This is a genomic window from Streptomyces sp. GESEQ-35 (genome assembly GCF_017948485.1).
Lineage (GTDB): Bacteria > Actinomycetota > Actinomycetes > Streptomycetales > Streptomycetaceae > Streptomyces.
The window spans coordinates 30,084-50,849 of the sequence record NZ_JAFFSX010000004.1 but is presented as its reverse complement, the minus strand read 5'-3'; the positions used below and the strand labels follow the sequence as shown (position 1 = coordinate 50,849).

23 protein-coding genes are annotated in these 20,766 nt (G+C 70.2%); 12 read left to right on the top strand and 11 right to left on the bottom strand.

All coding sequences use genetic code 11. From position 1 onward, the window contains the following. Nucleotides 1–97: 97 nt before the first annotated feature. Entirely contained in the window at nucleotides 98–355 is a 258-nt protein-coding gene (locus KCH87_RS09610) for a hypothetical protein (protein WP_210585533.1), read from the bottom strand. Further along, the gene (mca, locus tag KCH87_RS09605) at nucleotides 348–1,208 is read right to left on the bottom strand and encodes a mycothiol conjugate amidase Mca (protein ID WP_210585881.1); all 861 of its coding nucleotides are present in this window, start codon (nucleotides 1,206–1,208) and stop codon (nucleotides 348–350) included. The genes KCH87_RS09610 and mca overlap by 8 nt, the downstream gene beginning before the upstream one ends. 126 nt (nucleotides 1,209–1,334) lie before the next feature. Between mca and KCH87_RS09600 the strand changes: the two genes are divergently transcribed. Continuing rightward, complete coding sequence (locus tag KCH87_RS09600) at nucleotides 1,335–1,733, top strand: DUF4307 domain-containing protein (RefSeq protein WP_210585532.1); 399 nt, start codon at nucleotides 1,335–1,337, stop codon at nucleotides 1,731–1,733. A 168-nt stretch (nucleotides 1,734–1,901) separates the two neighbouring features. Then, nucleotides 1,902–2,402: a transcription elongation factor GreA gene (greA, locus tag KCH87_RS09595; RefSeq protein WP_210585531.1), complete on the top strand. Its 501-nt coding sequence runs from the start codon at nucleotides 1,902–1,904 to the stop codon at nucleotides 2,400–2,402. A 104-nt stretch (nucleotides 2,403–2,506) separates the two neighbouring features. On the opposite strand, the gene KCH87_RS09590 is transcribed toward greA, so the two are convergent. The 3 genes from KCH87_RS09590 to ilvA form a co-directional block, all read right to left on the bottom strand. Continuing rightward, entirely contained in the window at nucleotides 2,507–3,352 is an 846-nt protein-coding gene (locus tag KCH87_RS09590; RefSeq protein ID WP_210585530.1) for an ABC transporter permease, read from the bottom strand. After that, on the bottom strand, nucleotides 3,349–4,356 hold the full coding sequence (locus KCH87_RS09585; RefSeq protein ID WP_210585529.1) for an ATP-binding cassette domain-containing protein: 1,008 nt from the start codon (nucleotides 4,354–4,356) through the stop codon (nucleotides 3,349–3,351). Before KCH87_RS09585 ends, KCH87_RS09590 begins: the two co-directional genes overlap by 4 nt. Nucleotides 4,357–4,556: 200 nt before the next feature. Continuing rightward, nucleotides 4,557–5,786: a threonine ammonia-lyase gene (gene ilvA, locus KCH87_RS09580; RefSeq protein ID WP_210585528.1), complete on the bottom strand. Its 1,230-nt coding sequence runs from the start codon at nucleotides 5,784–5,786 to the stop codon at nucleotides 4,557–4,559. 163 nt (nucleotides 5,787–5,949) lie between these two features. Here ilvA and KCH87_RS09575 point away from each other — a divergent pair, with 163 nt between their 5' ends. The 3 genes from KCH87_RS09575 (at nucleotide 5,950) to KCH87_RS09565 (ending at nucleotide 7,371) form a co-directional block, all read left to right on the top strand. Further along, nucleotides 5,950–6,456, top strand: coding sequence for a MarR family winged helix-turn-helix transcriptional regulator (locus KCH87_RS09575; RefSeq protein WP_210585880.1), 507 nt, complete (start codon nucleotides 5,950–5,952; stop codon nucleotides 6,454–6,456). A 166-nt stretch (nucleotides 6,457–6,622) separates the two neighbouring features. Then, complete coding sequence (locus KCH87_RS09570) at nucleotides 6,623–7,126, top strand: sigma factor-like helix-turn-helix DNA-binding protein (RefSeq protein ID WP_210585527.1); 504 nt, start codon at nucleotides 6,623–6,625, stop codon at nucleotides 7,124–7,126. After that, complete coding sequence (locus KCH87_RS09565) at nucleotides 7,123–7,371, top strand: hypothetical protein (RefSeq protein ID WP_210585526.1); 249 nt, start codon at nucleotides 7,123–7,125, stop codon at nucleotides 7,369–7,371. The genes KCH87_RS09570 and KCH87_RS09565 overlap by 4 nt, the downstream gene beginning before the upstream one ends. A 7-nt stretch (nucleotides 7,372–7,378) precedes the next feature. On the opposite strand, the gene KCH87_RS09560 is transcribed toward KCH87_RS09565, so the two are convergent. Then, a complete protein-coding gene (locus KCH87_RS09560) occupies nucleotides 7,379–8,536 on the bottom strand; it encodes a cystathionine gamma-synthase (protein WP_210585525.1) in 1,158 nt (385 codons plus the stop codon). A gap of 107 nt (nucleotides 8,537–8,643) precedes the next feature. Here KCH87_RS09560 and KCH87_RS09555 point away from each other — a divergent pair, with 107 nt between their 5' ends. Further along, nucleotides 8,644–9,762 (top strand): hypothetical protein, encoded by a 1,119-nt coding sequence (locus KCH87_RS09555; protein WP_210585524.1) that lies wholly within the window; start codon nucleotides 8,644–8,646, stop codon nucleotides 9,760–9,762. 63 nt (nucleotides 9,763–9,825) lie between these two features. Here the strand turns inward: KCH87_RS09555 and msrA are convergent, their stop codons facing one another. The 4 genes from msrA to KCH87_RS09535 all read right to left on the bottom strand — a co-directional run bounded on the left by msrA (nucleotide 9,826) and on the right by KCH87_RS09535 (nucleotide 12,643). Further along, nucleotides 9,826–10,338, bottom strand: a complete 513-nt coding sequence (gene msrA, locus KCH87_RS09550) for a peptide-methionine (S)-S-oxide reductase MsrA (RefSeq protein WP_210585523.1) — start codon at nucleotides 10,336–10,338, stop codon at nucleotides 9,826–9,828. Nucleotides 10,339–10,565: 227 nt separating this feature from the next. Then, nucleotides 10,566–11,708 (bottom strand): RNA polymerase sigma factor, encoded by a 1,143-nt coding sequence (locus KCH87_RS09545; protein WP_210585879.1) that lies wholly within the window; start codon nucleotides 11,706–11,708, stop codon nucleotides 10,566–10,568. Continuing rightward, the gene (locus KCH87_RS09540; protein WP_210585522.1) at nucleotides 11,705–12,127 is read right to left on the bottom strand and encodes a YciI family protein; all 423 of its coding nucleotides are present in this window, start codon (nucleotides 12,125–12,127) and stop codon (nucleotides 11,705–11,707) included. Before KCH87_RS09540 ends, KCH87_RS09545 begins: the two co-directional genes overlap by 4 nt. A gap of 132 nt (nucleotides 12,128–12,259) precedes the next feature. Further along, nucleotides 12,260–12,643, bottom strand: coding sequence for a VOC family protein (locus KCH87_RS09535; protein ID WP_210585521.1), 384 nt, complete (start codon nucleotides 12,641–12,643; stop codon nucleotides 12,260–12,262). Between the two features lie 109 nt (nucleotides 12,644–12,752). On the opposite strand from KCH87_RS09535, the gene KCH87_RS09530 reads away from it, so the two are divergent. The 3 genes from KCH87_RS09530 (at nucleotide 12,753) to KCH87_RS09520 (ending at nucleotide 16,011) form a co-directional block, all read left to right on the top strand. Continuing rightward, entirely contained in the window at nucleotides 12,753–13,805 is a 1,053-nt protein-coding gene (locus KCH87_RS09530; protein ID WP_308298795.1) for an iron-siderophore ABC transporter substrate-binding protein, read from the top strand. After that, the gene (locus tag KCH87_RS09525) at nucleotides 13,802–14,800 is read left to right on the top strand and encodes an iron ABC transporter permease (RefSeq protein WP_210585520.1); all 999 of its coding nucleotides are present in this window, start codon (nucleotides 13,802–13,804) and stop codon (nucleotides 14,798–14,800) included. Before KCH87_RS09530 ends, KCH87_RS09525 begins: the two co-directional genes overlap by 4 nt. Before the next feature lie 167 nt (nucleotides 14,801–14,967). Next, complete coding sequence (locus tag KCH87_RS09520; RefSeq protein WP_210585519.1) at nucleotides 14,968–16,011, top strand: iron chelate uptake ABC transporter family permease subunit; 1,044 nt, start codon at nucleotides 14,968–14,970, stop codon at nucleotides 16,009–16,011. A gap of 49 nt (nucleotides 16,012–16,060) precedes the next feature. Here the strand turns inward: KCH87_RS09520 and KCH87_RS09515 are convergent, their stop codons facing one another. Next, nucleotides 16,061–17,101 (bottom strand): NAD(P)-dependent alcohol dehydrogenase, encoded by a 1,041-nt coding sequence (locus tag KCH87_RS09515; protein ID WP_210585518.1) that lies wholly within the window; start codon nucleotides 17,099–17,101, stop codon nucleotides 16,061–16,063. 169 nt (nucleotides 17,102–17,270) lie between these two features. On the opposite strand from KCH87_RS09515, the gene KCH87_RS09510 reads away from it, so the two are divergent. The 3 genes from KCH87_RS09510 (at nucleotide 17,271) to KCH87_RS09500 (ending at nucleotide 20,766) form a co-directional block, all read left to right on the top strand. Continuing rightward, nucleotides 17,271–18,185 (top strand): helix-turn-helix domain-containing protein, encoded by a 915-nt coding sequence (locus tag KCH87_RS09510; protein ID WP_210585517.1) that lies wholly within the window; start codon nucleotides 17,271–17,273, stop codon nucleotides 18,183–18,185. 125 nt (nucleotides 18,186–18,310) lie between these two features. After that, complete coding sequence (locus tag KCH87_RS09505) at nucleotides 18,311–19,768, top strand: ABC transporter permease (protein ID WP_210585516.1); 1,458 nt, start codon at nucleotides 18,311–18,313, stop codon at nucleotides 19,766–19,768. 317 nt (nucleotides 19,769–20,085) lie between these two features. Then, the gene (locus tag KCH87_RS09500) at nucleotides 20,086–20,766 is read left to right on the top strand and encodes an ABC transporter ATP-binding protein (RefSeq protein ID WP_210585515.1); all 681 of its coding nucleotides are present in this window, start codon (nucleotides 20,086–20,088) and stop codon (nucleotides 20,764–20,766) included.

The window sequence follows — 20,766 nt, the reverse complement described above, 5'->3', positions numbered from 1 at the left end:
GGGCGCGGGGAACTGCGCGACCGGCCACAACGGACCGGCACACGCTCGACGGCCGGTCTCGCCACTTCCGCGGAGCGCACCCGCACCGCCCGTGACGTCAGCCCTGCTGCTTGGCCTTGGGGTCGGCCGCGGCCTCGGAATCGGCGTCCGCGGCCCCCGATCCCCCGGGCTCCTTGAAGTCGACCCGGCCCATATGGCGGGTCATCGACTTCATCAGGGCCCACACCGCCAGGGCCATCGCCGCGAAGACGATGAACCCGAGGACGCCGGGGGTGACCTTGTCCTCGTCGACCTCGGCGGCGAGGGTGGCGAGGTGTGTCATTGCCTGGCTTGCGCTTGCGCTCATGTCAGGCATTGTCGCGGATGCCCGCGAAGAGGTCGTCCTCGGGGAGGGAGGTATCGACGAAGGACCTCGCGAGCTCGTACTCCTCGGTCGGCCAGACCTCCTTCTGGAGATCCAGCGGGACCTTGAACCAGCCGCCGTCGGGGTCGATCTGCGTGGCGTGCGCGATGAGCGCCTTGTCGCGGATCTCGTAGAACTCGGCGCACGGCACGTGCGTGGTGAGCGTGCGGTCCTTCATCGGCGAGTCTTCCCAGCGCTTGAGCCAGTCCCCGTACGGCGACTCCAGGCCGCGCTCGGTCAGCGCGTGGTGCAGTGCCTCGGTGCGCGCGCGGTTGAAGCCCTGGTTGTAGTAGAGCTTCAGCGGCTGGTACGCCGGTCCGAACTCCTGCTCCGGGTACTTCTCGGTGTCCGCCGCACCCTCGAAGGCCACCATCGAGATCTTGTGGGTCATGATGTGGTCGGGGTGCGGGTAGCCGCCGTTCTCGTCGTACGTCGTGATGGCCTGCGGACGGAACGAGCGGATCTGCTTCACCAGCTCGCCGGCCGCCTTGTCGACGTCCTCCAGGGCGAAGCAGCCCTCGGGGAGGGGAGGCAGCGGGTCGCCCTCGGGCAGGCCCGAGTCGACGAAGCCGAGCCACTCCTGCCGCACGCCGAGGATCTCCCGGGCCTCGTCCATCTCCTTCTTGCGTACCTCGTGGATGTGCTCCTCGATGTACTTGTCGCCCTGGAGCTTCGGATTGAGGATGGAGCCGCGCTCCCCGCCCGTGCAGGTCACGACCAGCACGTCCACCCCCTCGGACACGTACTTGGCCATGGTGGCCGCGCCCTTGCTCGACTCGTCGTCGGGGTGGGCGTGAACGGCCATCAGTCGCAGCTGGTCAGTCAAGACTCAATCCTCAGGTCAATCGGCGCCCGGTGCAGGGGGCGCAATCGGCGGCTTCTATAGTGACCGAATCGGGGGGCGAATAATTCCGATGCCGAGAGGACGATCATGAGTACGGCGAGCACGCAGCTGCCCGAGGGCCGTTACGGCCGCTCCTCGGACGAGCGTGCCGACCGCAAGCTCAGAGTCGCCGCCCTGGTGCTGGGGGCGGCGCTGGTCGCCCTGATCGGGTATTTCGCCTACTACTACGTCGGCCAGAACAAGATCAGTGCCGAAGTGATCGAGTTCGACCACACGAAGAACACGGTGCAGGTGCACCTTGAGGTGCACAAGGACGCCGGCGTCGGCGGCTACTGCACCGTGCGCTCCCAGGCGGAGAACGGTGCCGAGGTCGGCCGGGCGGACTTCCACTTCGACGGGGACGCCACGCGCATCGACAAGGTCGTCACGCTCCGTACCACGTCGCAGGGCACGACCGCGGAGCTTCTGGGCTGCCACTCCGACTGAGGTCACTCTCAATACGTAGAGGCTGACCTGCGTTGACGTGATTCTGATGCCTTATGTCCTCCCCCTTCCGCCGCTGAATTGTTAGGCTCGTGGTTTCGCCCCTCCGAGAAGGAACATTCTTCTGGGTAGGGCGATGCTTTGTATTCCCAGTACCTACGAGGAGCACCTGTGACCCAGACCAGCGAGAACGTCACCTGGCTGACCCAGGAGGCGTACAACCAGCTGAGGGCCGAGCTGGAGTACCTGTCTGGTCCTGCGCGCACGGAGATCGCCGCCAAGATCGCGGCCGCGCGCGAGGAGGGCGACCTGCGTGAGAACGGCGGGTACCACGCGGCCAAGGAGGAGCAGGGCAAGCAGGAGCTCCGTGTGCGCCAGCTGACCCAGCTCCTGGAGAACGCCAAGGTCGGCGAGGCGCCGGCATCGGCGGACGGTGCGGTGGCCCCCGGCATGGTCGTGACGATCGCCTTCGACGGCGACGAGGACGACACGACGACCTTCCTGCTCGCCTCGCGCGAGTACGCGAGCGCCGCCATCGAGACGTACTCCCCGCAGTCTCCGCTGGGTTCCGGCGTGATCGGCCACAAGGTCGGCGAGGACGCGGAGTACGAGCTGCCGAACGGCAAGCTGGCCTCCGTGACCATCCTCAAGGCCGAGCCGTACAACGGCTGACCCGGCCGGATCGCCCTCAGGACCGGATATCTGCGACGAGCCCCCGGCTGCCCTGAAGCGCCGGGGGCCTCGTCATGCCCGGTCGGGGTTCACCCCTGTCCCGCTCAGGCCGTGGCCGAGCGGTACTTGCGCACCGCCAGCGTCCGGAAGACGACGACGATCAGGACCGAGTAGATCAGCGATGCCCACACCGGGTGCTGCATGGGCCAGGCGTCCGAGGTGGAGACCCCGGGGTTGCCGAAGAGTTCGCGGCAGGCCTGGACCGTGGCGCTGAAGGGGTTCCAGTCGGCGACGTGCTGGAGCCAGGGCGTCAGGTTGCTGGAGTCCACGAACGCGTTCGAGATGAACGTGACCGGGAAGAGCCAGATCAGTCCGCCGGAGGTGGCCGCCTCGGGCGTGCTCACGGAAAGGCCGATCAGCGCGCCGATCCAGGTGAACGCGTAGCCGAGCAGGAGCAGCAGCCCGAAGGCCCCGAGCACCTCGCCGATGCTGGTGTGCGTGCGCCAGCCGACGAGCAGGGCGACGATCGCGAGCACGAGCAGGGTGAGCGCCGTCTGCACCAGGTCGGCGAAGGTCCGCCCGGTCAGCACCGCGCCCCGCGCCATGGGCAGGGAGCGGAAGCGGTCGATGAGCCCCTTGTGCATGTCGTCCGCGATGCCCGCGCCGGCGCCCGCGGTGGCGAACGTGACGGTCTGGGCGAAGATGCCGGCCATCAGGAACTCGCGGTAGACACCGGAGTCCGTGGTGCCGCCGATGTTCATGGAGCCACCGAACACGTAGCTGAACATCACCACGAACATGATCGGCTGGATGAGTCCGAAGATCACCATCTCGGGGATCCTGGACATCCGGATCAGATTGCGCTTGCCGACGACCAGCGAGTCCCGGATGGACTGGCCGACAGGGTGGGTGGGGGCCGCGACGGGCGCGGCGTCCGTGACGGCGCTCACTTGGCTGCCTCCTTCTTGTTACGGCGGTCCTGGGGGCCCTCGGCGCCATTGCCCTCGTCCTTGACCTCCGCCACATGGCCGGTCAGGGACAGGAACACGTCGTCCAGGGTCGGGCGGCGCAGGCCGATGTCGTCGATCTCGATGCCGCGGACGTCCAGTTCACGGATGACCTCGGCGAGGAGCTTGGCGCCGCCGGTGACGGGCACCGTGAGCTTGCGGGTGTGCTCCTCGACGGTGGTCTCGCCCTTGCCGAAGCCGGCGAGCACCTCGATGGCGGTCGCGATGTGCTCGCGCTCGTGCACCACGACCTCGACGCGCTCGCCGCCGGTGCGGGCCTTGAGCTGGTCGGAGGTGCCACGGGCGATGACACGGCCCTGGTCGACCACCGCGATGTCGTGCGCGAGGTGATCGGCCTCCTCCAGATACTGGGTGGTCAGCAGCAGCGTCGTACCGCCGGAGACGAGCTGTTTGATGACCTCCCACAGCTGCTGGCGGTTGCGCGGGTCGAGGCCGGTCGTCGGCTCGTCCATGAACATCACGGGCGGCGAGACGACCAGGGCGGCCGCGAGGTCGAGGCGGCGGCGCATGCCTCCGGAGTAGGTCTTCGCGGTGCGGTCGGCGGCGTCCGCGAGGTGGAACTGGTCGAGCAGCTCGCCGGCCCTGGCCTTGGCGGCCTTGGCCTTCATCTGGTAGAGCTGGCCGACCATCTGGAGGTTCTCGCGGCCGGTCAGGTATTCGTCGACCGCGGCGAACTGGCCGGACAGGCCGATCGAGCGGCGTACGGCGTCGGGGTGCTTGAGTACGTCGATGCCCGCGACGACCGCCGAGCCGCTGTCGGGGCGCAGCAGGGTCGTCAGACAGCGGACGGTCGTCGTCTTGCCCGCGCCGTTCGGCCCGAGCAGGCCCAGCACCGTGCCCTCGGGGACATCGAGGTCGACACCGTCCAGTGCCTTTACGTCGCCGAAGGTCTTTACCAGGCCTTCGGCATAGATGGCGCCTGGCATGTGAGTTCTCCACGTCGTTGGGGACAGGTCAGAGTTTCGTCAGTTCGAGTTCTTCGAAAAGACTGGGTATGCGCGCGCTTTGCTTTCCGCCTGATGAATGGTCGGCGGGCGCCCGGCGAGTGACCCGAGACACACCATAACGCGATGTATCGCGTCTCTCAAGGGGATTGACTCGGACGAGTGAGCGACTGGCCCTGACCTCAGCCGATGACCGTGTAGCCCGCCTCGCGCAGGGCCTGGCCGACCTCGGTGCAGTGCTCGGTGCCCTTCGTCTCCAGGTGCAGTTCGACCTCCGCCTCCGTGAGCCCGAGCCGTGGATCGGTCCGTACGTGGCTCACATCGAGGACGTTAGCGTCCACCACTGACAACACCCCCAGCAGCGTCGCGAGCGCCCCCGGCCGATCCGTCAGCCGCAGCCGTACGGCCAGGTAGCGGCCCTGCGCCGCCATGCCGTGCCGCAGGACGCGCTGGAGCAGCAGCGGGTCGACGTTCCCCCCGGACAGCACCGCGACGACCGGGCCCTCGAAGGCGCCGGGATCGCTCAGCAGCGCCGCGACCGGGCTCGCCCCGGCCGGTTCGACGACCAGCTTGGCCCGCTCCAGGCACAGCAGCAGCCCATTGGCCAGCTCATCCTCGGTGACGGTGCGGACTTCGTCCACCAGATTTCCGATGATCCCGAACGGCACGTCGCCGGGCCGCCCGACCTTGATGCCGTCGGCCATCGTCGCCGGCTTCTCCACGGCCACCGGCCGCCCGGCCGCCAGCGAGGGCGGATACGCCGCCGCGCCCGCAGCCTGCACGCCCACGATCCGTACATCGGGACGCAGCGCCTTCACCGCGACCGCGATGCCGGCCGCGAGCCCGCCGCCGCCGATACCGACGACGATCGTGCGCACCTCGGGGCACTGCTCCAGGATCTCCAGCCCGACCGTGCCCTGGCCCGCGATGACGTCCGGGTGGTCGAAGGGGTGGATGAACACCGCGCCCGTCTCGGCCGCGTGCCGCTCTGCGGCAGCCAGCGTCTCGTCGACCACCTGACCGTGCAGGCGCACTTCGGCGCCGTACTCCCTGGTGGCGCTGATCTTCGGCAGCGGGGCGCCCTTCGGCATGAACACCGTGGAGGCCACGCCGAGCAGCGAGGACGCCAGGGCGACGCCCTGCGCGTGGTTGCCGGCACTCGCGGCGACCACACCGGCCGCCCGCTCCTCGGGCAGCAGCCCGGCGATACGGACGTACGCGCCGCGCAGCTTGAACGAACCGGTGCGCTGGAGGTTCTCGCATTTGAAGTGCACCGGAGCGCCGACCAGCTGGGTCAGATGCCTGCTGCCCTCCATCGCGGTCACCCGCGCCACGCCCGTGAGCATCTTCTGGGCGCCGCGTACGTCGTCGAGAGTGACGGGCCGCAAGGAGTCAGCCGTGCTGTAGCTCATGACTCAAGCATCGCAGTTCACAGCCGCGGGACTCGGCTGTGACCAACCTCCGAGACCGGTTTGCGCAGCGCCGGTACGGCCTGCCGCCCGGCCGCGTACCCTGTCCCCCAACCCAGCACCCCTTTCATGAAGTGAGCCCCCGGCCATGCCCACAACACCTGAAATGTCGATGGACATGACGACCGTCGGTGACAGCGGTCTCCTGGAAGCGCTGCAGCACGAGGTGGCGGTGTTCGCCCGCCGTGCCGAGCAGACCCGGCTCGGCGGCGTCGGGCAGGTGCGCAACTCCATGGACCGCGCCGCATACCTGCTGCTCAACCGCCTCGACAAGGAAGGCCCGATGGGCGTCAAGGCGCTCGCCGCGAGCATGGGGATCGACTCGTCCACGGTGACCCGGCAGGTGGCCCCGCTCGTCGACACCGGGCTCGTCAAGCGCACCTCGCATCCGGAGGACGGGCGGGCCGTGGTGCTCCAGCTGTCCCCGCGCGGACTGTCGCGGCTCGAGGAAGTGCGCTCGTCGCGGCGTCAGTTGATGGACGAGCTGACACACGACTGGACACAGGAGGAGCGCGAGGCGTTCTGCACGCTCCTCACGCGCTTCAACAGCGCGCTCTCCGCGCGGATGGCCGTCCAGGGCCTGCCGGACGCCGAGCCGCCGACGGCCTCCTGAGCCGCGTACCGCCTTCTGTCGCGCTGCGTCCACGCGCGTGTGCCGCCTGAGTCTTGACCGTGGGGCCACCCCTGGCCTCAGATGAGACCGGGGCCTCGTCGCCGTACCCGGCTTCGCCCGCCGTACCCGGCCCGGACCCCGTCGTTCCCCAGGGGCGGGAGGCGTGGTGCGACAACGGCAGGCGTCCCAGGGCGCCCGCCGGGCCCGGGAGTTCGAGGCGTTCGTCGCGGGCGCGGCAGGGCGGCTGCTGCATGCCGCCACGCTCCTCACGGCGGAGACAGCGGGCGACAACCCACGCGCGCGACGCCTGCTCACCCTGGCCCTCGCCCACACCTACGCGTCCTGGGACCGGCTGCGCGGCGAGGACCCGTACGACCGCACCCGCCAGTATCTGGCCACCCGCTTCGCCCGCGGGGCCTGGCACCAGTACGGCGGACTCGGCCGTGCCCGCCCGCATCCCGGCAGCCCGCTCGCCCGGCTCTCGCCGCAGGAGCGGCTGATCCTCGTCCTGAGGCTGTACGAAGGGGTCGCCGAGGAGCAGACGGCGGCACTGCTGGGCCTGCCCACGGAGCGCGTCCGCGCGATCTGCAACCGCGCGACGACGACGCTGCTGCATCCGCCACGGGGACCGGCACCGGCGGCAGTGGGAGCGGAGGTGACGCAGCCGTGACCCGCCTCGATCGTGAAGCCGTCGTACGGCAGCTCCTGGAGCAGACCCCGCCGCCCGTGCCGCCGGAGCTCTACGCGGACGTCGTGCGCCGCGGCGGCCGCATGCTGCGCCGCAGGATGGCGGCCCGGCGGATGATGTGGCTGCTGCTGTTCGCGGCGTCGGTGGCGTTCCTGGTGTGGGCGCTGACAGCCCGCCCGTGGGTGGAGCCGCCGTCGGAGACGACTCCACCGCTCACGGGCTGGTGACCCTGACCTACTTGTTCAGCGCCTGCTGGAGGTCTTCGAGGAGGTCGTCGACGTTCTCGATGCCCACGGAGAGGCGTACGAGGTCGGCGGGCACCTCCAGGGCCGAGCCGGCGACGGACGCGTGCGTCATCCGGCCGGGGTGCTCGATCAGCGACTCGACGCCGCCCAGGGACTCGCCGAGCGTGAACACCTTGGCGCGGTTGCAGACCTCGACGGCCGCCTCCTCGCCGCCCTCGACCTGGAAGGAGACCATGCCGCCGAACGCCCGCATCTGCTTGGCGGCGACCTCGTGACCGGGGTGCTCGGGCAGCCCCGGGTACAGCACCCCCGTCACGCGCGCGTGCCGGGTCAGCATGTCGGCGATCTTCGTGGCGTTCTCGCTGTGCCGGTCCATGCGCACCGACAGCGTCTTCGTGCCGCGCAGCACCAGCCAGGAGTCGAAGGGCCCGGCGACCGCGCCCATCGCGTTCTGGTGGTACGCCAGCTCGTCGCCCAGCTCTGTGTCACCGACGATCAGCGCACCGCCGACGACGTCCGAGTGGCCACCCATGTACTTGGTCAGTGAGTGCACCACGACGTCGGCGCCCAGCGACAGCGGCTGCTGAAGATAGGGCGTGGCGAAGGTGTTGTCGACGACGAGCCGGGCGCCCGCGCCGTGGGCGATCTGGGCGACGGCGGCGATGTCGGTGATGCCGAGGAGCGGGTTGGAGGGGGTCTCCACCCACACGGCCTTGGTCTTCGGGGTGATGGCGGCCCGTACGGCGGCCGGATCGCTGGTGTCGGCGACCGACCACTCCACGCCCCACCGGGAGACGACCTTCGCGAAGAGACGGAACGTGCCGCCGTACGCGTCATTGGGGATGACCACGTGATCGCCGGGGCTGAGCAGCGTACGCAACAGGCAGTCCTCGGCCGCCAGTCCGGACGCGAAAGCGAGGCCCCGGCGGCCGCCCTCCAGGGCGGCGAGGTTCTCCTCGAGGGCGGTCCTGGTCGGGTTGGCGCTGCGGCTGTACTCGTAGCCGCCGCGCAGGCCGCCGACGCCGTCCTGCTTGTAGGTCGAGACCTGGTAGATCGGCGGGACGACCGCGCCGGTGAGGGGGTCGGCGGTGTTGCCCGCGTGGATCGCGAGGGTCTCGAAGTGCTGACTGATGTGCCTGTCGCTCATGGGTATTGAGCGTAGTGCGCTTGTGGGCCTGACGACGGATGGCGAGGTTATCCACAGGCCGCGGACCAGGTTCGCCAATTGTCGGCGGCGTCTGGAACGCTGGAGGCATGGAGATTCTCTGGGTCCTGATGTCGCTGGTCCTGCTCGGCTTCGTGCTGCTTCCGTTCCTGCGGCGCAGGCGCGGCATGATCGAACAGGTCGCGCCGGGCCACCCGGACGCCGCGGACCCCGCGAACTACGGGTTCGTACGGCAGGAGGAGCTGGACATCCGCATGCCCGGCCCCGACCAGGACCTGCTGGACGTCCTGGACCTGGTGCAGCGCACTCAGGACTACCGGTCGGCCTCCCAGCTCCTCGCGGGCACGGAGGCGGAGGGCGAGCGGCGCTGGCAGCGTGTGCAGGCCTTCGCGGGCGCCGCGTCGCTGGAGCTCACCCGGCGGCCGGGCGGGGTCGACGAGACGCCGGGCGGGCAGTGGCTGCGGGTGTGGCGGGCCGAGGCGCCCAAGGACGCGGGCGGCGCCGCGGTGCACGCGGAGTTCCTGGTGCAGCAGGCGTGGCGCACGTCGACGCCCGGCACGGACGAGTTCCGGATCATCATGGAGGAGGCGAGGGCGGCGTGCGGCGAGGCGGCGCTGCTGGCCCCCGGTGACCCGGTCCCGTACATCATCGAGCTGTCGGTGGCACGCGGACTGGCGTACCCCCGGGCGGAGTTCGAGCAGCTCTGGCTGAAGATCCTGGACCGCGCGCCGTCCCACATGGGCGCCCACCTGGCCGCCCTGCACTACTGGTGCGAGAAGTGGCACGGCTCGCGCGAGCTGGCGATGTCGTTCACGGAGGCGGCGGCGGCCCGGGCCCCGCAAGGCTCACTCCTCGCCGCCATGCCGCTCTTCGCGGTCTTCGAGCACCTCCCCGAGGTGAACCTGGTCAGCGGCTTCTACCAGAGCGAGGTCGTGACGAAGGCGGTCCACGGCGCGCTGTTCGCGGTGCACGCGGCCCGCCACGACGACCCGATGCTGGCCCACGTCCGCCACCTGCTGGTCTTCTTCCTGGTCCGCTCCGAGCGCTGGGCCGAGGCCATGAACCAGCTGATACAGGTCGACGGCCACGTGGGCGCCCTGCCCTGGACCCTGTCCAGCGACCCGGCCGCGGAATTCGCGGTGTACCGGGCGCTGGCGGTGGCGGGCTACGAGGCGAACGGAGGCAACCCGGCGACGCTGCCGCGCTGACGGAACTGCCGGGCGCGCCGACGGCTCGGCCCGGTCAGCCTCCGTCCCCGCCGCCCCGCGGGGTCAGCTCTGCGCGCGGGCGGGCAGCCGCCATCCCGGGCGCGGGAAGTGGCAGGTGTAGCCGTCCGGGTAACGCTCCAGGTAGTCCTGGTGCTCGGGCTCGGCCTCCCAGAAGGGGCCGACCGGCTCCACCTCGGTGACGACCTTGGCCGGCCACAGTCCGGAGGCGTCCACATCCGCGATGGTGTCCTCGGCGATCCGCTTCTGCTCGTCGTCCACGTAGTAGATCGCCGAGCGGTAGCTGAGGCCGATGTCGTTGCCCTGGCGGTTCTTGGTGCTCGGGTCGTGGATCTGGAAGAAGAACTCCAGGAGTGCGCGGAAATCGGTCTTCTCGGGGTCGAAAAGGATCTCAATGGCCTCGGCGTGCGTGCCATGGTTGCGGTACGTCGCGTTCGGGACGTCACCGCCGGTGTATCCGACCCGGGTCGCGGTCACGCCCGGAAGCCGGCGGATCAGGTCCTGCATCCCCCAGAAGCATCCGCCCGCCAGCACGGCCCTCTGCGTCTGCGCAGCCATTGCGACCCCTCCAATATCTGTCAGCTCGGTCACTCGGGTAATCAGTCAGCTCGGTCGCTCGGGCTGCCCGGTTCGCACACCACCGGCACCCCACACCCACTGGGCTCAACGCGCGAGGGTTCCCAGCGATTCCGTACCCGTCGGGCAGGACCCTGACCACGGGGCCGGTCTGGGCCTCGCCGTCCTTCCGGTCGGGACGCTTCTCATGCGGCGCAAGCAGGGCCCCGTCAGCGAAGGCGGGCGTTGAGGCGGGCGGCCTGGCGGGTCAGGTGGTTGCGTTCGGCGAGGTTGGGTGCCTGCTGGGCGGCCTCGGCGTACAGCTGTGCCGCCATGGCAAGGTCGCCGTCGCGCTCGTGTAGGTAGGCCGCCACCGCGGTGTGGCGGGGCAGGGAGTCGTCCAGGAGCGCGAGTGCCGCCAAACCGGCGCGTGGGCCGTCGGCCTCGCCGACGGCCACCGCGCGGTTGAGGAGGACGACCGGGCTGTCGGTCAGGCGCGCGAGCTCGTCGTACCACTCGACGATCTGCACCCAGTCGGTCTCCTCGGCGGTGAGCGCGTCGGCGTGGAGTGCCGCGACGGCGGCCTGGGCCTGGAACTCGCCGAGCCGGTCGCGGGCGAGGGCCCTCTGGAGGATCTCGACGCCCTCGGCGATCGACTTCGTGTCCCACCGGCCGCGGTCCTGCTCGGCGAGCGGCACCAGGCCGCCGTCGGGCGCGGTCCGGGCGGCGCGCCGGGCGTGGTGGAGCAGCATCAGGGCGAGGAGTCCGGCCACCTCGGGGTGGTCGATCGCGGCCGCGAGCTGCCGGGTGAGCCGGATGGCCTCGGCGGCGAGGTCGATGTCGCCGGAGTAGCCCTCGTTGAAGACCAGGTAGAGGACGCGCAGCACGGTGGCGACGTCGCCGGGCTGGTCGAACCGTACGCCGGAGACGGTGCGCTTGGCCCGGCTGATGCGCTGCGCCATGGTCGCCTCGGGCACCAGGTAGGCCTGGGCGATCTGGCGGGTGGTCAGCCCGCCGACGGCGCGCAGCGTGAGCGCGACCGCGGACGACGGCGTGAGGGACGGGTGGGAGCACAGGAAGTAGAGCTGGAGTGTGTCGTCCGCGGAGGGCGCGGACCCGGGCGCCGGTTCCTCGTCGACGACGTCCTCGCGCCGCCGGCGGGAGGCGTCCGCCCGGCTCGCGTCGAGGAACTTGCGCCAGGCCACGGTGACCAGCCAGCCCTTCGCATCCCGCGGGGGATCGGCCGGCCACACGCGGACCGCCTCAACCAGCGCGTCCTGTACGGCGTCCTCGGCCGCCGCGAAGTCTGCGCCGCGGCGGACGAGGATCCCGAGCACGCTCGGTGTGAGGCTCCGGAGCAGGACCTCGTTCACTTGAAAGAGCACTCCGAGATGGTGGGCGAGGAGACGCCGTAGAACGGGCGCAGCTCAAGCCATTCGTGGATCGGCTTCCCGCCCGCCCCGGGGGCGGCCGACAGCTCCCCGGCCAGCTCGACGGCGCGCTCGTAGCTGTCGACGTCGATCACCATCCAGCCGGCGATGAGGTCCTTGGTCTCGACGAACGGGCCGTCGGTGACCGGCGGGCGCCCCTCGCCGTCGTACCGGACGAACGTCCCCCCGGGTGCAAGGGCCTGACTGTCGACGAACTCGCCGGTCTCCTCGAGCCGGGCCGCGAAGTCGTTCATGTACTTCACGTGGGCCGAGATCTCCTCCGGCGTCCACTGGTCCATGGGCACGTCGTTCGCTGCGGCCGGGGCGCCACGGTAGTGCTTGAGCAGCAGGTACTTGGCCATGGTGGTTCTCCTCGGTACTGGTGCGACCCATTGTGGTCGCGTTCACTGCGGGGACGGAGCCGGTCACGGGTTCTCGACATCCCCGGCCGAACTTTTTTGTCCGGCACCGCGGAACAGCACCACGGAAAGGCCTCAGCCCCCGCTGCCGTACGGCCTCGTGATGATTTCCAGGTTGTGGCCGTTCGGGTCGTCGAAGTACGTACCGCGGCCGCCGTCGTTGTGGTTGATCTCGGCGGGGCGGCTGTGGAACGGGTCGGCCCAGTAGGTCAGGCCGGCGTCCCGGACGCGGGCGAAGATCGTGTCGAAGTCGTCCTCGGAGACGAGGAAGGCGTAGTGCTGCGGGGTGATCTCGCCGGATGTGTCGATGTAGTCGAGGGTCACCCCGTTGGGGATCTGCACCGGGATGAACGGGCCGTACGGTGGGCCGACTTCCAGTCCCAGGATGTCGGCGAGAAACTGGGCCGACGCCTTCTTGTCATGTGCGGCGACGATGGTGTGGTTCAGCTCGACGGTCATCGTGTGGGCCTCCTCACGCAGCCTCACGCACCAAGATACTCCGAGGTCATTTAAGGTAAGGCTTGCCTTATCGAGTCGGCGGGTATGCCTGTTCAGGTCGGAGAAGATCGTGCGTGCGTTGAAGTGGAAGGCCGTCCTGGCCGCGTCCCTCGTCGGAGGGCTGATGGCCGGCTGTTCCTCGGCCTCGGACAACGATGCCAAGACGGCGGCCGACGGGGCGCGCAACCCCGTCATGGGCGCCTCCTCCGACACCGGCGGGCCGTCCGCCGCGCCGAGCGCTCTCGCCGACGGCATGGGCTCCGACACCGACAAGGACGGTGCCTTCCCGCGGACGGTCAAGCACTTCGAGGGCAGTACGACCATCAAGAGCGAGCCGGAGAAGATCGCCGTCCTCAGCACCGGCCAGCTCGACGACCTGCTCTCCCTCGGCATCGTCCCGACCGCCGCGACCCGCGGTGACAACGCCGGACTCGTACCGGACTATCTGGCGGACGCCTTCCCGTCGTACAAGAAGAAGCTTGCCGCGATGACCGACGCGGGGACCCGGCAGGCGCCCAACCTGGAGTCCCTTGCGGCCGCGAAGCCCGATCTGATCCTCGTCAACGACTCGCTCGGCGACCTCTACCCCAAGCTGTCGAAGATCGCGCCGACCGTCGTCACCGCGGGCAACGGCATCAACTGGAAGCGGGATCTGCTGCTCGTCGGTGATGCGGTCGGCAAGGGGCAGCAGGCGCAGGAGATGTTGAACGACATCACGGCGGATGCCGGTGAGAAGGGCGCCGACCTAGGGGATCCCACCGTCTCCATGGTGCGGTTCACGCCCGACCGTACGCGGATGTTCGGCGTCTCCTCCTTCACCGGGTCCATCGCCGTCGACATGGGGCTGTCCCGGCCCAAGTCGCAGCAGTTCAACGGCATTTCGGAGGACATCGGGCCGGAGAGCGTCGATGTCGCCGACGGGGACTGGATCTTCTACTCGGTGCAGGGTGACGCGGGCGAGACGGATGCGGCGAGTGTCCTGGCCGGGCCGCTGTGGAAGTCGATGAAGGCCGTGGCGGCCGGGCACGCGGTGAAGGTCGACGACGATCCCTGGTATCTCAACGCCGGTCCCACCGCCGCACGTCTGGTGATACGCCAGCTCACCGAGCACATCGGCAAGTGAAGCCACGTCTTGTCTGTCTTGTCTGGCCGGCGGTCACGCTCCTCGTGGCCGCCGTCGGCGTGCTCAGCCTCGCCGTCGGCACGCGGGCGGTGCCGCCGTCCGCGGTCGTCGATGCGCTGCTGCACGGCGGGGGTTCGGCCGACGCGCTGGTCGTACGGTCATTGCGGCTGCCGCGGACCGAGGTCGGGCTTGTGGCAGGCGCCGCGCTCGGGATGGCCGGGGCGGCGTTGCAGGCGGTCACCCGGAATCCGCTCGCCGACCCCGGGATCCTCGGGCTCAGCCAGGGGGCGGCGGCCGGGGTCGTGCTCGCGCTCGTCCTCGGGCTCGCGAACGGGTTCGGGGGGTACGTCTGGTACGCCTTCGCCGGGGCCGTCCTGGCCGCGTGTCTGGTGTACGGCATTGCCGCGCGCGGGCGGGGTGGGGCCTCGCCGGTGAAGCTGGCGTTGGCCGGGACCGCGTTGTCGGCGATGACCGCGGGGGGTACGACCGTTGTTCTCACGTCCAGTTCCTCGACGCTGGACCAGTTCCGCTTCTGGCAGGTGGGGGCGCTCAGTGGGCGGGACGCGGGGACGGTGGGGCAGATGCTGCCGTTCCTCGTGGGGGGTGCGGTGCTGGTGGTGGCCTGTGCGCGGGGGCTGGATGCGCTGGCGCTGGGGGACGAGACCGCGCGGGCGTTGGGGCATCGCGTGGGGGTGGTGCGGGTGGCAGCGGCCTTGGGGGCAACGCTGCTGACCGCGGCGGCGGTTGCCGCGGCGGGGCCGATCGCCTTCGTGGGGCTTGCGGTGCCGCATGTCGCGCGACGGCTTGTCCCTCGGGGTGGCTATCGGAGCGTGCTGCCCTTGTCCGCGCTGCTCGGGGCGGGGTTGCTGCTTGGCGCGGACGTCGTGGGGCGGGTCGTGCGGGCTCCTGCGGAGGTACCGGCCGGGGTGATGACCGCGTTGGTGGGGGTGCCGGTGCTGGTCGTGCTGGTACGGAGGAAAGGGGCCGTGTCTTGAGCGGTACCCGGCGGTGGCGCGGGGCCCGGCGTGGCGGGGTGCCGCGAGTTGGTGCCGGCCGGGGGTGGGTCGCGCAGCCCGGCGCTGACGGGGTGCCGCCTGCGCCCACCCGTGCCGCCCTAGGCGGCACGAATGCCCGCAGCTGGGCGGGCCCGGCTGCCCGCGGCTTGAGGGCCCCCCGCGGATGGACCCCCCTCCGTCCCCGCCCTGGTGTCTCCCTCCTCCTTCACCGGCGTTCCGCTGCCGTCGCCGTGGCCCTTCTCCTCCTGCTCGGGGTCGTCATGGTCGCGTCCGCCTGTGCCGGGCAGACCTTCGTGACACCGGTCGAGGTGTGGCGCGCCGTTCGCAGTGGATCGGGGCCCCATGACCTCGTCGTCAACGAGTTGCGGGTGCCGCGGATCGTGGTCGGGGCGCTGGTCGGGGCCGCGCTCGGGGTGGCCGGGGCCCTCGTGCAGAGCGTGACCCGCAATCCGCTCGCCAGTCCGGATGTGATCGGGGTCGGGCATGGGGCGGCTGCCGCGACCGTGGTGGCGTTGGCGACCGGGGTGGTCGCCTCCCCCGGTGCGGTGCCGGTCGTCTCCGTCGCGGGCGGGCTGATGGCGGCGGCGCTCGTGTATGTGCTGGCGTGGCGGCACGGGATGCAGCCGAGTCGGTTCGTGCTCACGGGGGTGGGGATCGGCGTCGCGCTCTCCGCTGTCGTGCAGCTCTATCTCACCGACAGCGAGCTGGAGGCCGCCGAGCAGGTCAAGCTGTGGCTGACCGGGAGCCTCAACGGGCGGGGCTGGGAGCAGGCCGGGCCGCTCGCGGTCGTCATGGTGCTGTGTCTGCCGGCGCTGGTGTGGGCGAGCCGGGCGCTGCGGCCGCTCGGGCTCGATCCGGACACCGCGGCCGGTCTGGGAGTGCGCGTGGACCGGGTGCGGCTCGGTCTCACCGTGCTCGGCGTCGTGCTCGCCGCCACCGCGACCGGCGCGGCGGGGCCCATCGGTTTCGTCGCACTCACCGCACCGCAGCTGGCCCGTCGCCTCACCCGAACGCCCCAACTCCCGCTTCTCAACTCTGCGTTGACCGGCGCGCTGATCCTCGTCAGCGCCGATCTCGCCGCCCGTACGCTGCTGCCCCCGCTGGAGATCCCGGTCGGCGCGCTCACCTCGCTCGTCGGTGGGCCGTATCTGCTGTGGCTGCTGGGCCGCCGTACCGAAACGGCACGCTGAAGGCCCCGGAGGAGCGGCCAACGCTCCTCCGGGGCCCTCGGGCACCGACTCAGATCGTCGCCGTGTCGATCACGAACCGGTACCGGACGTCGCTCGCCAGCACCCGCTCGTACGCGTCGTTGATCTGGTCCGCGTTGATCAGCTCGATCTCGGCGCCGAAGCCGTGCGCGGCGCAGAAGTCCAGCATCTCCTGGGTCTCCTGGATGCCGCCGATGCCGGAGCCGGCGAGGGTCTTGCGGCCGGCGATCACCGAGAAGAGGTTGAGGGCGACGGGTTCCTCGGGGGCGCCGACGTTCACGAAGGCGCCGTCCGTCTTGAGGAGCGACAGGAACTGGTCCAGGTTCAGCGGCGCCGAGACCGTGGACAGGATCAGGTCGAAGGTGCCCTGGAGCTCCTCGAAGGTCTTCGGGTCGCTGGTGGCGTAGTAGTGCTCGGCGCCCAGCTTCAGGCCGTCGTCCTTCTTGCGCAGGGACTGCGAGAGCACCGTCACCTCGGCGCCGAGCGCGTGCGCGATCTTGACGCCCATGTGGCCGAGGCCGCCCATGCCGAGGATCGCGACCTTCTTGCCGGGGCCGGCGTTCCAGTGCTTGAGCGGGGAGTACGTGGTGATGCCGGCGCACAACAGGGGCGCGGCCTCGTCGAGCTTGAGGCCCTCAGGAATGCGGACGACGTAGTTCTCGTCGACGACGATCTTCTCGGCGTAGCCGCCGTAGGTCGGCTCGCCGTCCTTGTCGAGGGCGTTGTACGTGCCGACGTTGCCCTTCACGCAGTACTGCTCCAGGCCGGCCTTGCAGTTGTCGCACTCGCGGCAAGAGTCGACCATGCAGCCGACGCCCACGCGGTCGCCGACGGCGAACCTGGTGACACCGGGGCCGACCTCGGAGACGACGCCGGCGATCTCGTGGCCGGGCACCATCGGGAAGATGGCCTCGCCCCAGCCCTCACGGGCCTGGTGGATGTCCGAGTGGCAGATTCCGGCGAACCTGATGTCGATCAGCACATCGAATTCGCGGACCGCGCGGCGCTCGATCGTGGTGCGCTCGAGCGGAGCCTTGGCGGAGGGTGCGGCGTACGCAGCAACAGTGGTCATGCCGGGGTTCTCCTAGCGGGATATGCGCACCGGCCGCCTTCTGACCGGGCACGACGTCCAGCGTGCCGAAGACGGGGACATTCACCCAGGCCACCGTTCTGTGTACGTCCAGTGGTCCTACTACTGCTGGGGGCAGGCTCCGGTGCGTACGACCGTGAATACTTGAGGCATGGACGAACAGCCCGAACCCGTGCACGAGACCGGTGGGGCCCTGGACCGGCGTGCCGAGCTCAGTGAGTTCCTGCGCACCCGGCGTGCCCGGCTGAAGCCGGAGGACGTCGGGCTGCCGGACTTCGGGCGGCACCGCCGGGTGCCGGGGCTGCGCCGCGAGGAGCTGGCCCAGCTCGCCGGGGTGTCCGTGGCGTACTACACGCGCCTGGAGCAGGGCAACGGGCGGAACGTGTCGGCGGAGGTACTGGACGCCATCGCCCGTGCCCTGCGGCTGAGCGACGCCGAGCAGGCCCATCTCATGCACCTGGCGAAGCCCAAGCAGCACAAGAAGAAGCAGACCGCGCGGACGGAGCAGGTGCGGCCGGCGCTCGCGCAACTGCTGGAGTCGATCGACGGCGTGCCCGCGTACATCAACGGCCGGCGTTCGGACATCCTCGCCTGGAACCGGATGGCGGCGGCGGTCTTCGGCGACTGGTCGGAGCTGCCTGTGCAGGAGCGGAACTGGGCGCGACTGGTCTTCCTGCGGCCGGAGTACCGCGACCTGTTCGTGGAGTGGGACCAGAAGGCGTCCGACATGGTCGCCTATCTGCGCATGGACGCGGGCTGCCACCCGGACGACCCGCGCCTGTCCGCCCTGGTCGGCGAACTCTCCGTCAAGAGCGAGGAGTTCCGCCGGCTGTGGGCCACCCATGACGTCAAGGAGAAGGGCTACGGCGTCAAGCACCTGCGGCATCCGCTGGTGGGCGAGCTGACCTTGCACTTCGAGTCGTTCCGCCTGTCCGACGGCACGGAACAGGGCCTGGTCACCTACCACGCGGAGCCGGGGTCACCGTCGGCGGATGCCCTGCGGCTGCTGGCCAGCTGGGGAGCCGACGCCACGAAGGCGGGCAAGGGGACGTCCGCGGCCGGCTGACGGCACGACATGACCGGGCTCTGACAGTGATATGCGGGCTCGCTCCTGGGTCACGTACAGCCTTCTCATGCATCTCTTATCCCGGCCTTATCCCTTCATCACGGTACGTACCTAGCTTGCGGCGCATGTTCTTCACCTACCTGAGGCGCGAGCTGCGCCGCCGCAGAAAAGCGGCCCTCGTCGTCGCCTCCGGCCTCGCGCTGGGTATCGCGCTGGTCATCGTGGTCAACTCCGTGTCGTCCGGCATGGGGAAGGCGCAGGACAAGGTCCTCGAGTCGCTGTACGGGCTCGGTACGGACATGACCGTCACCAAGGCGGCCCCGGCGCAATCGGATGATTCACAACAACGTCCTCGCTTCCAGTTCGACGCGGCGGACGGCGAGGAGGAGCAGAGCAGTGACCGCGTGATGGTGCAGGGCTTCCAGACCCTGGCCGACTCCACCATCGCCAAGGTCGGCGACCAGGACGGTGTCTCCGACGCGGTCGGCGGCCTCAGCCTCCAGGTCCTCAAGGTGAACGGCAACTTCACGCCCGGTCAGTTCCAGCAAGACGGCGGCGGGGGCACGGGCGGCGGCCCCGGCGGGGGCGGTCAGCCGCAGGACGGCGAAGTACGGGGCGGCGGCGCCGACTTCGACGTCGACAACTACTCGGTCTACGGCACGGACGTCACCAAGGCGGCGCTCGGTCCGCTGACCTCCTCGAAGATCACCAGCGGTCGTACGTTCAAGTCGTCGGAGACCAACGCGAAGGTCGTCATCGCCGACTCCTCCTACGCCAAGGAGAAGTCGCTGAAGGTCGGTTCCACGGTCACCGTCAAGAGCGTCAAGTTCGAGGTCATCGGCATCGCCACGGCCGACAGCGGTGACTCGGCGGCGAACCTCTACATCCCGCTCCAGCAGGCGCAGACCCTCAGCGACTCCAAGGACAAGGTCACCACGATCTACGTCCAGGCCGCCGACTCCCAGCAGATCGACAGCGTCAAGTCCGAGATCCAGAAGAACATTTCGGATACGACCGTGACGACCTCCGCCGACCTCGCGGACACCGTCTCCGGCTCCCTCTCCACCGCGTCCGACCTCGCGACGAGCGTCGGCAAGTGGCTGTCGATCGCGGTACTGGTGGCAGCGTTCCTGGTAGCCGGACTGCTCACCTCCTCCGCCGTTTCCCGCCGGGTGCGGGAGTTCGGCACGCTCAAGGCACTGGGGTGGAAGTCGGGTCGGGTGACCCGGCAGGTCGTCGGCGAGGCGATGGTCAACGGCCTGCTGGGCGGCGCGCTGGGTATTGCGCTGGGCTTGGCGGGAGCGTACGCGGTGACAGCCATCAGCCCCACGTTGCAGGCGCAGTTGGGCGGCGGTGGCGGCGGCACGGGCGGCGGGCCGGGGGGCGGTGGCTTCGGAGGCGGCGGTGCCGGTCGGCAGGCGGCGAGCACGACGCTCGACGTGGCGATGACGGCGCCGGTGAGCCTTGCGACCGTTGCACTTGCGGTTGGGCTGGCGGTGACCGGCGGCCTGATCGCCGGGGCGTTCGGCGGCTGGCGGGCCTCTCGGCTCCGCCCGGCGGACGCACTGCGCCGCGTCGAGTAGCCGACGTACGACTGCGGCTCGGGGGGTGTCGCTCGCCCGCGCTCGCGGGGGTGCCGCCGCGCCCACCCGTGCCGCCCCAGCGGCACGACTGCCCGCAGCTACGCGAGCTATGACGGCCGACGGTACCGCAACCCCCAAGGGGCGCGGGGAACTGCGCGACCAGCCCCCACTCACCCGCAGCCGAAGTCGAGTAGCCCACACGCTCAACCGGCGGGACCGCACCCACCCCAGGGGCGCGGGGAACTGCGCGACCAGCCCCCACCGGACCCGCGGCCGACACGGACTCGCACCACCCCGAAGACCCTCCAGGAGCCACCATGTACGAACTGAAAAACGTCACCAAGCACTACACCCGAGGCAAGGAAACCGTCCGCGCCCTCGACGGCGTAGACCTCACCATCCCCGACGGCGACCGCCTGGTCATCCAGGGCCCCACCGGCGGCGGCAAGTCCACCCTGCTCCAGATGCTCGGCGCCCTCGACCGCCCCACCGCAGGTGAAGTCGTCCTCGACGGCACCGACCTGGCCAAGCTCTCCGAAGCCCGCCTCACCAAGGTCCGCAGCGAGAACATCGGCTTCGTCTTCCAGTCCTTCAACCTGATCCCCACGCTCACCGCGCAGGAGAACGTCGAGACCGCACTCGTACCCCTCGGCGTGAAGACGAAGGAACGGCGCGAGCGAGCGGCCGAGGCGCTGAAGTCGGTCGGGCTCGGCGAGCGGCTCGGGCATCTGCCCGGCGAGATGTCCGGCGGTCAGCAGCAGCGCGTGGCGATCGCGCGGGCACTGGTGAAGCAGCCGAAGGTGCTGCTCGCCGACGAACCCACCGGCAACCTCGACGAGTCGATGCGCGACGAGATCATGGACGTACTCGAATCCATGTGGAAGGAGTTCGGGCTCACCTTCATCATGGTCACCCACGACTCCGCGATCGCGAGGAAAGCCCCGCGCGTGGCCACCATCCGGAAGGGCCGCATCTCGGTCAAGGAGAAGGCCGTCTAG

What these genes read in the sequence shown, in the direction of transcription:
- KCH87_RS09535 (WP_210585521.1), bottom strand. Translation starts at nt 12,643, where the DNA reads ATGACCGTCGAGCTGAACCACACCATCGTCGCCGCACATGACAAGAAG.
- KCH87_RS09575 (WP_210585880.1), top strand. Translation starts at nt 5,950, where the DNA reads ATGTCGATGGACATGACGACCGTCGGTGACAGCGGTCTCCTGGAAGCG.
- KCH87_RS09560 (WP_210585525.1), bottom strand. Translation starts at nt 8,536, where the DNA reads ATGAGCGACAGGCACATCAGTCAGCACTTCGAGACCCTCGCGATCCAC.
- KCH87_RS09500 (WP_210585515.1), top strand. Translation starts at nt 20,086, where the DNA reads ATGTACGAACTGAAAAACGTCACCAAGCACTACACCCGAGGCAAGGAA.
- KCH87_RS09540 (WP_210585522.1), bottom strand. Translation starts at nt 12,127, where the DNA reads ATGGCCAAGTACCTGCTGCTCAAGCACTACCGTGGCGCCCCGGCCGCA.
- KCH87_RS09555 (WP_210585524.1), top strand. Translation starts at nt 8,644, where the DNA reads ATGGAGATTCTCTGGGTCCTGATGTCGCTGGTCCTGCTCGGCTTCGTG.
- KCH87_RS09585 (WP_210585529.1), bottom strand. Translation starts at nt 4,356, where the DNA reads ATGCCAGGCGCCATCTATGCCGAAGGCCTGGTAAAGACCTTCGGCGAC.
- KCH87_RS09600 (WP_210585532.1), top strand. Translation starts at nt 1,335, where the DNA reads ATGAGTACGGCGAGCACGCAGCTGCCCGAGGGCCGTTACGGCCGCTCC.
- KCH87_RS09510 (WP_210585517.1), top strand. Translation starts at nt 17,271, where the DNA reads ATGGACGAACAGCCCGAACCCGTGCACGAGACCGGTGGGGCCCTGGAC.
- ilvA (WP_210585528.1), bottom strand. Translation starts at nt 5,786, where the DNA reads ATGAGCTACAGCACGGCTGACTCCTTGCGGCCCGTCACTCTCGACGAC.
- mca (WP_210585881.1), bottom strand. Translation starts at nt 1,208, where the DNA reads ATGGCCGTTCACGCCCACCCCGACGACGAGTCGAGCAAGGGCGCGGCC.
- KCH87_RS09515 (WP_210585518.1), bottom strand. Translation starts at nt 17,101, where the DNA reads ATGACCACTGTTGCTGCGTACGCCGCACCCTCCGCCAAGGCTCCGCTC.
- KCH87_RS09505 (WP_210585516.1), top strand. Translation starts at nt 18,311, where the DNA reads ATGTTCTTCACCTACCTGAGGCGCGAGCTGCGCCGCCGCAGAAAAGCG.
- msrA (WP_210585523.1), bottom strand. Translation starts at nt 10,338, where the DNA reads ATGGCTGCGCAGACGCAGAGGGCCGTGCTGGCGGGCGGATGCTTCTGG.
- KCH87_RS09610 (WP_210585533.1), bottom strand. Translation starts at nt 355, where the DNA reads ATGCCTGACATGAGCGCAAGCGCAAGCCAGGCAATGACACACCTCGCC.